Consider the following 6,771-nt stretch of genomic DNA (forward strand, 5'->3'; position numbering starts at 1 on the left):
ATCCGCGCGGCATAGGCCAGCGTGCCGATCAGGTTGATCGCCGCGGTGAGCAGGGCGCTCGCCTCGTCGGCGCGGCCCGCGAGCCGCAGGCTCGAGGCGAGTTGGATGCGGGCACGGTGGCGGTGGGGCTCGCGCAATCCGGCGGCCAGGGCCGCTTCATACTGCTCGATCGCGGCGGTGGTCTCGTCGCCGGCGTCGAGGGCGCAAGCATACTCGAAGGTGACGCGCGGGTCTCCCGGATTGGCCGTATGCAGTGTGCTCGCCATCGCGATGCGCTCGGCCGGGTCGGTGCTCGCCCACACCGCGTCGAAGTTGGCGTCGAGGTCGTGTTTCCCTTGCGCCACCGTGACTTTGCGACGAATGTCGGCGGGCAGGTCGGGGGTTGCACCCCGGCTGTGCAACCAGTCGACACAGGCGAGTCGCTGCTCGTGCGTCATGATCGCGATGACATCGCCGTCCGCGGCGAGAGCGGCGAGCGCCTCGAGGCCGGCGAGTTCGCTGGCATGCGCCGGGACGCTGCCGCGTCCGGTGCGTGCCAGCCCGATGCCGAAGTGCGTCTCGAAGTCGGCCGTGGTGCGATCGCGAAGGTATTTGTCCTTGTGGGCGATGACCACGACGTCGGCGCGTTGTCCGGCGATCTCGCCCAGGGCCGCGAGGATCTCGTCGGTGCGGTCCCCCGCCGTCCCCAGCGCGAGCAGGACGCGCCCGCCCGCCGGGGTCAGGCCGCGGGCGACGTCGAGGAGGGCCTCCAGACCGGCCTCGTTGTGGGCTAGGTCGAGGATGACCGAGGCGCTGCCACCGGCTATCGGCAGTGAGTAGATATTCATCCGGCCGGGGTTGAGGGCCTCGTCGGGGATGAAGGTGCGCAAGCCCTCGACCACGGCGTCCACGGGTAGGCCGAGCCCGAGGGCCGCGGCCGCCCCCGCGAGGGTGTTGGCGATGTTGTGCACCGACAGTCCGGACAGCGTGGCCGGAATATCGCGCAGCGGCAAGAGTCGCTCGGTGCGGCCGCCGGGATACAGGATCGTGACGTCCCCGTCGGCGACGGTGATTCCCCGCCCGCCGGCATCGATCGCCTCGCGCAGAGCGGGGGCGCTGGGGTCGAGGGCAAAGGCCCACGGCCGCCCCGGTGAGCGCGCACGCATCGCCCAGGCGCGGGGGTCCTCCCCGTTCAGGACTGTCCAGCCGGTCGGCCTGGTGACCGTGGTGACAATGGCCTTGACCTCGGCAAGTTGATCGACGGTGTCGATCCCCTGCAGACCGAGATGGTCGGCGGAGACATTGGTGACGACGCTCACGTCGTTGGTCGTGACGCCCATGCCCTTCAGGAGCAGGCCCCCGCGGGCCGTCTCGAGAACGCCGATCTCCAAGTCCGGGGTCGCGAGCACGCCGCGTGCGCCGGCCGGGCCGGAATAGTCACCGGGTTCGACGACCTCGCCCATGACGACGACACCGTCCGTCGAACTCCACGCGGTCTTCTTGCCCGCCGTCATCGCGATGTGCGCGACCAGCCGGGTGGTCGTCGTCTTGCCATTGGTGCCGGTGATCGACACGACGGGGATAGTCGGCGTCAGCACCGTAGCGGCCCGACCCCGCTCCGCAGCGTTCATCCGATCTGCCAGATCACTAAGGAGCGGCTCCGGCTCGGCACCTGAAAGCAGTTGCGCCAGAATGGGGGCCAGGCCGTCGCCGAGCACCTCGGCGCGGCCGCGAGAGCGCCAGACGGCCGCGACGACGACATCCTCGGGATGGATGCCGGGTCGGGCGCGGACGCCGACTCGGGCCGTGCCCGCCCGTTTGGCGACGGCGCGGACGAGGAAGACCGGCAGTCGCAGGATGAAGGCGCGACGTTGGACCGACCCGGGAGTGCCGACCCGGGCACGCATACCGAGTCGGTGCACGATCTCGGTCAGTTGCGCGGCCGGCGCGTCGAGATAGCCGGGCAGGGCCAGCATGACTTTCAGTGCGGGGCGGGTGAAATAGAGGTTGGGGCCCTCGAGTAGGCGGACCTCGGAAGCGCTGACAGGTTCGGTCATCGGGGAGTTACTGGCCCATGGCGTGCACGCCACCGTCGACGTGCACGATCTCGCCGGTGGTGGCGGGGAACCAGTCGCTCAGGAGCGCAACGCAGGCCTGGGCGGCCGGTACCGGGTCGTTGACATTCCAGCCGAGCGGGGCGCGCTCGTCCCAGATCTGCTCGAAGCGCTCGAATCCGGGGATCGACTTGGCAGCCGTCGTCCGGATCGGACCGGCAGCGACGAGATTGCAGCGAATCCCCTTGGGCCCGAGGTCGCGAGCCAGGTAGCGGTTGGTCGACTCGAACGCTGCCTTGGCGACACCCATCCAGTCATAGACGGGCCAGGCGAACTTCGCGTCGAAGGTCAGGCCGACGATTGAGCCGCCGGCACCCATCAACGGCAGTGCCGCAACACCGAGGGCCTTGAGGCTGTAGGAACTGATCTGGATCGCGGTCGAGACGTCCTCCCACGTGCCTTCGAGGAAGTTGAAGGCGCCCTGCGGGGCGAAGCCGATCGAGTGCAGGACCCCGTCGAGGGTGTCGGTGTGCTCCTTCAGCCGCTCGGCAAGGGTGTCGAGGTGCCCCTGGTCGGCGACGTCGAGTTCGATGACGGCAGGTGTCTCGGGCAGACGCTTGGCGATCGTCGAGGTGATCTTCATGGTCCGTCCGAAGGAGGTCAGGATGACCTTCGCGCCCTGCTCCTGCGCCAGCTTGGCGACGTGGAAGGCGATGGAGGAGTCCATCAGAACTCCGGTGATCAACAAGGTCTTGCCCTCGAGCAACATCGGGCGTCCTTTCGCGTGGTGTCGGCGAGAATCTGGTGTGGAGTCGGTGTCAGTGGCCCATGCCGAGGCCGCCGTCGACCGGGATGACGGCCCCGGAGATGTAGGCCGCCTCGTCCGACGCGAGGAAGAGCACGGCAGCCGCCACCTCCGCGGGGGTGGCAAATCGGCCCGCCGGTATGGCCGCCTTGTAGGCCTTCTGCCGGTCCTCGGGCAACTCCGCCGTCATATCGGTCTCGATGAAACCGGGGGCGACGACATTGGCCGTGATGCCGCGTCCACCGAGTTCGCGGGTGATCGAGCGGGCGAGGCCGACCAGGGCGGACTTTGACGCCGAATAGTTCGTCTGCCCCGGGCCGCCATAGAGCCCGACGACGCTGGAGATGAAGACGATCCGGCCGAAGCGCTTCTTGATCATGCCGGCGCTCGCCCGACGGGCACAGCGGAAGGCGCCGGCGAGGTTGGTGTCGATGACCGCCTCGAAGTCGTCATCCGACATCCGCATCAGCAGGCCGTCCTTGGTGATGCCAGCGTTGGCGACGACGACCTCGACCGGCCCACCGAAGTGCTCCTCAGCGGCCTTGAAGGCCGCATCCACGGACTCGGTGTCGGTGACATCGCCCTGGACAGCGGTCAATCCGTCCGGTGCCTCGCCCGAGCGGCTGGTGATCAACACAGTGTGGCCTGCCGCTTGCATCGCCTCGGCGATCGCCTGACCGATACCGCGGTTGCCTCCGGTGACGAGGACGTTGCGAGCAGTCATACGAAGATTCCTCCTGAAGGTCCGGAAAACGCCACTGGGGACGACCCTAGTGGGCCAGCGCGGGCGATGACGGGCCCGACGGTGTGGTGCCCGGGAGCAGATGCCCGGATCACGGTCAGCCCGACCCAGGAGGGCGCGGCATAGAGTTGAGCCGTGATCAGTGGGCCGCGCGAAGTGCCGTCGGTCACGACCGCACCCGAGAGCCTGGCGCTAGAACAGGAATCCCGCATCAAGCACTACCTGATCACGATGGGCATCCGGACGATCTGCTTCTTGGCCGCCGTGCCGCTACACGGCTGGATGCGCTGGACTGCCGTCGCACTGGCCGTCCTTTTGCCCTATATCGCGGTCGTCTTGGCCAATGCCGTCAAGCCTCGGCCCGAAGGCACGATGACGTATGCCGGCACGAGCGAGACGCCGTTGTGGCTCGAATCGCAGCCAGCAGCCACCCCGTCGGGTGCCGAACGCGTCATTCTCGACGGCCAGATCGTCACGCCCGGCGCCCCGACGACTCAGGCGTAGGCGGCACGCCTTCGGCGTCCCCGAGGATCGGGCCAAGGTCTCGATCAACTAGTCTCGTCATCGACGGCGAGCAACACGGCCGCCCGCCGCCCGTTCCGGTGACTTCCACACGCTGATGAGTCCGCGGTCAGCCGCCGATGGCGGACATCGGCCGGTTGGGCTGGTGGAAGTCCGGGCTGCCGATGCCATGGCCGCGGGCCTTGCGCCACATCTCACCCCGGATCAACTCGGCCAGCTCCGCGTCGCTCGCGCCGGCGCGCAGGGGCGTGCGCAGGTCGGACTCGGCGTTGGCGAACAAGCAGTTGCGGACCTGCCCGTCGGCGGTGAGCCGCACTCGGTCGCACGCGGCGCAGAAGGGCGCCGAGACGCTGGCGATGATGCCCACGGTCGCCGGCCCGCCGTCGACGAAGAAGCGCTCCGCGGGCGCACTCCCCCGCCCGGGCACCGGCGTCAGGGCGAAGCGTGCGCTGAGCCGGTCGTGGATCTCCCCCGCGGTCACCATCTCGCTGGCCTGCCAGTGGTGGCCGGCGTCCAGCGGCATCTGCTCGATGAAGCGCAGCTCATAGCCGCGCGCCAGGCACCAGGCGAGCAGCTCGGCGACATCGGTGTCATTGATGCCACGCATCGCGACCGCATTGACCTTGACCGGGGTCAGCCCCGCCCGATGTGCCGCCCGAAGTCCCGCCTCGACATCGGCCAGCCGGTCGCGCCGGGTCAGGGCGACAAATTCCGCGGGATCGATCGTGTCCAGCGAGACATTGACGCGGTCCAGGCCGGCCGCGCGCAAGGGCTCCGCCAGCCGGTCGAGACCCAGCCCATTGGTCGTCATCGCGATGGTCGGCCGCGGCTCGAGTTCGGCGATCCGACGCACCAGGTCCACGAGCGAACGCCGCAGCAGCGGCTCGCCGCCGGTCAGCCGGACTTGACGCACGCCCAGCCCGACGAAGACGCCGATCAGCCGGATCAACTCGTCATCCGAAAGCATCTCGGCCTTGGGCAGCCAGGGCAGGCCCTCCGCGGGCATGCAGTAGGTGCACCGCAAATTGCACCGGTCCGTCACCGAAACCCGCAGATCGCGCGCCACCCGCCCGAAGGTGTCGACGAGCCCGTCGTCGGGCCGCCAGGTCGGCATGGGCAGATCGGTCACACAGCCCACCCTAAGTTGTCCGGGGCATCCCCCCCTGTTCAATAGCCGTATGCCGTTGGACCCGCCGCGTTCACACCGCTCGGTCCCGCTTGTGGCTCGGACCGCAACGGTCGTGGCTGGGGTCGCGCTGTCGGCCGCCTGCACCGGGTCCGCTTCACCATCCACGGCCTCGCAGCCCACAGCTGCGACGACAAGGCTGTCCCCTTCGCCAAGCTCCGGGGGGTCGTCGTCATCCCAGCGAACCGTGCGTCATCCGTCCCCAGCGCATCGCGAACGAGCACAAGCGTGCCAACCCCAACAGCGGGCCTGACGCCGTCACCCAGTCCCGCCGCGCTGCTCGCCCCGGCCGTGGGGGAGGGCGTCAACCCGGTCATCACACGGGTGGACGACTCGACATGGGCCGCCCTCGCCGGCGTCGCATGGACCTCGGCCTGCCCGGTCGGCCGGGACGGGCTGCGCGTCCTCGCCGTGAACGACTACGGATTCGACGGGTCCCGCCATCGCGGGCGCCTGGTCCTCGCGGCCGCTGCGCCTACCCCCGCGGCACTTCGCCGCGCTCTACGCCCAGCGCTTCCCGATCCGCCAGATGCGTCCGCTCGACGCCTCCTGGGGCCGCAACCCGAAGGGACCGGGAGCCGACGACCACGCCTCGATGACCGCCGACAACACCTCCGCCTTCAACTGCCGCTATGTGGGCGGTGCGGAGGCGAGCTAACGGTGGAGGACGCACGCATACGGGGTGGCGATCGACATCAATCCCTTCGAGAACCCGTATGTCAGCGCCTCCGACACCGTCTATCCCGACACCTACTTCCTCGAGCACCGCCGCGCGCCGGGGACCTTCACGAGTGCGACGAGCCCGGCCGTCCGCGCCTTCACCGATCAAGGGTTCACCTGAGGCGGGACGTGGGCGCAACCGGACCTGCAGCAATTCCAGCTGCCACGGCAGGTACCGTGAGCCGGTGATCCGCCGGCTGCTGACCCCTCGGTGGCTCGGCGCCCTGCTGCTCGCGGCTCTGTTCGCCTTCGTCGCCTACCACCTCGGCTGGTGGCAGTACTCGCGCTATCAGGCCAAGGCTGATCGCAACACCCGGATCTCGGCCCACTACGACGCCCCACCGCGGCCCCTCACCGACATCCTCACCACGAGGCCGCTCCCCATCGCCGACGAGTGGACGCATGTCACCGCCACCGGAACGTATGCCGATCCCACCCTCGTCGCCCGCGGCCGCACCTTCAACGGCGACGTCGGCTACGAGGTATTGACGCCCTTCCGCACCACCGACGGCGCCCTCGTGCTCATCGACCGGGGCTGGATCCCCTTGGGCGACAACGGCGCCGAGACGATTCCGCCGATCGCCCCCGCGCCGGCAGGTCAGGTCACGATGACCGGTTGGCTGCGGGTCGGCGAGCAAGCGCGGGGCAAGGTTGCCGCCCAGGGCCAACTGGCCAGCATCAACCTCCCCGAGGCAGCCGCAGCCCTCGGCACCCCGCTGCTCGGCGGCTATGTCCAGTCGGCCGGCGACCCCGGCGCCGCCTC

General features: G+C 69.4%; 7 protein-coding genes and 1 pseudogene. 4 read left to right on the forward strand and 4 right to left on the reverse strand.

Going from position 1 to position 6,771, the window contains the following annotated elements:
• The 3 genes from PKH97_RS12055 to fabG all read right to left on the reverse strand — a co-directional run.
• Positions 1–2,036 (reverse strand): tetratricopeptide repeat protein (locus tag PKH97_RS12055; RefSeq protein ID WP_324387711.1); only part of this gene is annotated, 2,036 nt, incomplete at its 3' end.
• A 7-nt stretch (positions 2,037–2,043) separates the two neighbouring features.
• The gene (fabI, locus tag PKH97_RS12060; RefSeq protein WP_324387712.1) at positions 2,044–2,802 is read right to left on the reverse strand and encodes an enoyl-ACP reductase FabI; all 759 of its coding nucleotides are present in this window, start codon (positions 2,800–2,802) and stop codon (positions 2,044–2,046) included.
• A gap of 49 nt (positions 2,803–2,851) precedes the next feature.
• On the reverse strand, positions 2,852–3,562 hold the full coding sequence (gene fabG, locus PKH97_RS12065) for a 3-oxoacyl-ACP reductase FabG (protein WP_324387713.1): 711 nt from the start codon (positions 3,560–3,562) through the stop codon (positions 2,852–2,854).
• A 153-nt stretch (positions 3,563–3,715) separates the two neighbouring features.
• On the opposite strand from fabG, the gene PKH97_RS12070 reads away from it, so the two are divergent.
• Complete coding sequence (locus PKH97_RS12070; protein ID WP_324387714.1) at positions 3,716–4,084, forward strand: DUF3099 domain-containing protein; 369 nt, start codon at positions 3,716–3,718, stop codon at positions 4,082–4,084.
• A 127-nt stretch (positions 4,085–4,211) separates the two neighbouring features.
• On the opposite strand, the gene moaA is transcribed toward PKH97_RS12070, so the two are convergent.
• On the reverse strand, positions 4,212–5,216 hold the full coding sequence (moaA, locus tag PKH97_RS12075) for a GTP 3',8-cyclase MoaA (RefSeq protein WP_324387718.1): 1,005 nt from the start codon (positions 5,214–5,216) through the stop codon (positions 4,212–4,214).
• 601 nt (positions 5,217–5,817) lie between these two features.
• On the opposite strand from moaA, the gene PKH97_RS12080 reads away from it, so the two are divergent.
• The 3 genes and pseudogenes from PKH97_RS12080 to PKH97_RS12090 form a co-directional block, all read left to right on the forward strand.
• Positions 5,818–5,946 (forward strand): hypothetical protein, encoded by a 129-nt coding sequence (locus PKH97_RS12080; protein ID WP_324387715.1) that lies wholly within the window; start codon positions 5,818–5,820, stop codon positions 5,944–5,946.
• A 21-nt stretch (positions 5,947–5,967) separates the two neighbouring features.
• Positions 5,968–6,129 (forward strand): annotated as a pseudogene (locus PKH97_RS12085) (M15 family metallopeptidase); the annotation flags it as partial.
• A gap of 64 nt (positions 6,130–6,193) precedes the next feature.
• Positions 6,194–6,771: SURF1 family protein (locus PKH97_RS12090; protein WP_324387717.1), on the forward strand; the 578-nt coding region annotated here is incomplete at its 3' end.

The sequence above is a fragment of the Nostocoides sp. genome, from assembly GCF_035343835.1.
Classification (GTDB): domain Bacteria; phylum Actinomycetota; class Actinomycetes; order Actinomycetales; family Dermatophilaceae; genus Nostocoides_A; species Nostocoides_A vanveenii.

Bases quoted from the DNA above. Each gene is read 5' to 3' on its own strand.
- fabI (WP_324387712.1), bottom strand. From the start codon at position 2,802: ATGTTGCTCGAGGGCAAGACCTTGTTGATCACCGGAGTTCTGATGGAC.
- fabG (WP_324387713.1), bottom strand. From the start codon at position 3,562: ATGACTGCTCGCAACGTCCTCGTCACCGGAGGCAACCGCGGTATCGGT.
- moaA (WP_324387718.1), bottom strand. From the start codon at position 5,216: ATGCCGACCTGGCGGCCCGACGACGGGCTCGTCGACACCTTCGGGCGG.
- PKH97_RS12080 (WP_324387715.1), top strand. From the start codon at position 5,818: ATGCGTCCGCTCGACGCCTCCTGGGGCCGCAACCCGAAGGGACCGGGA.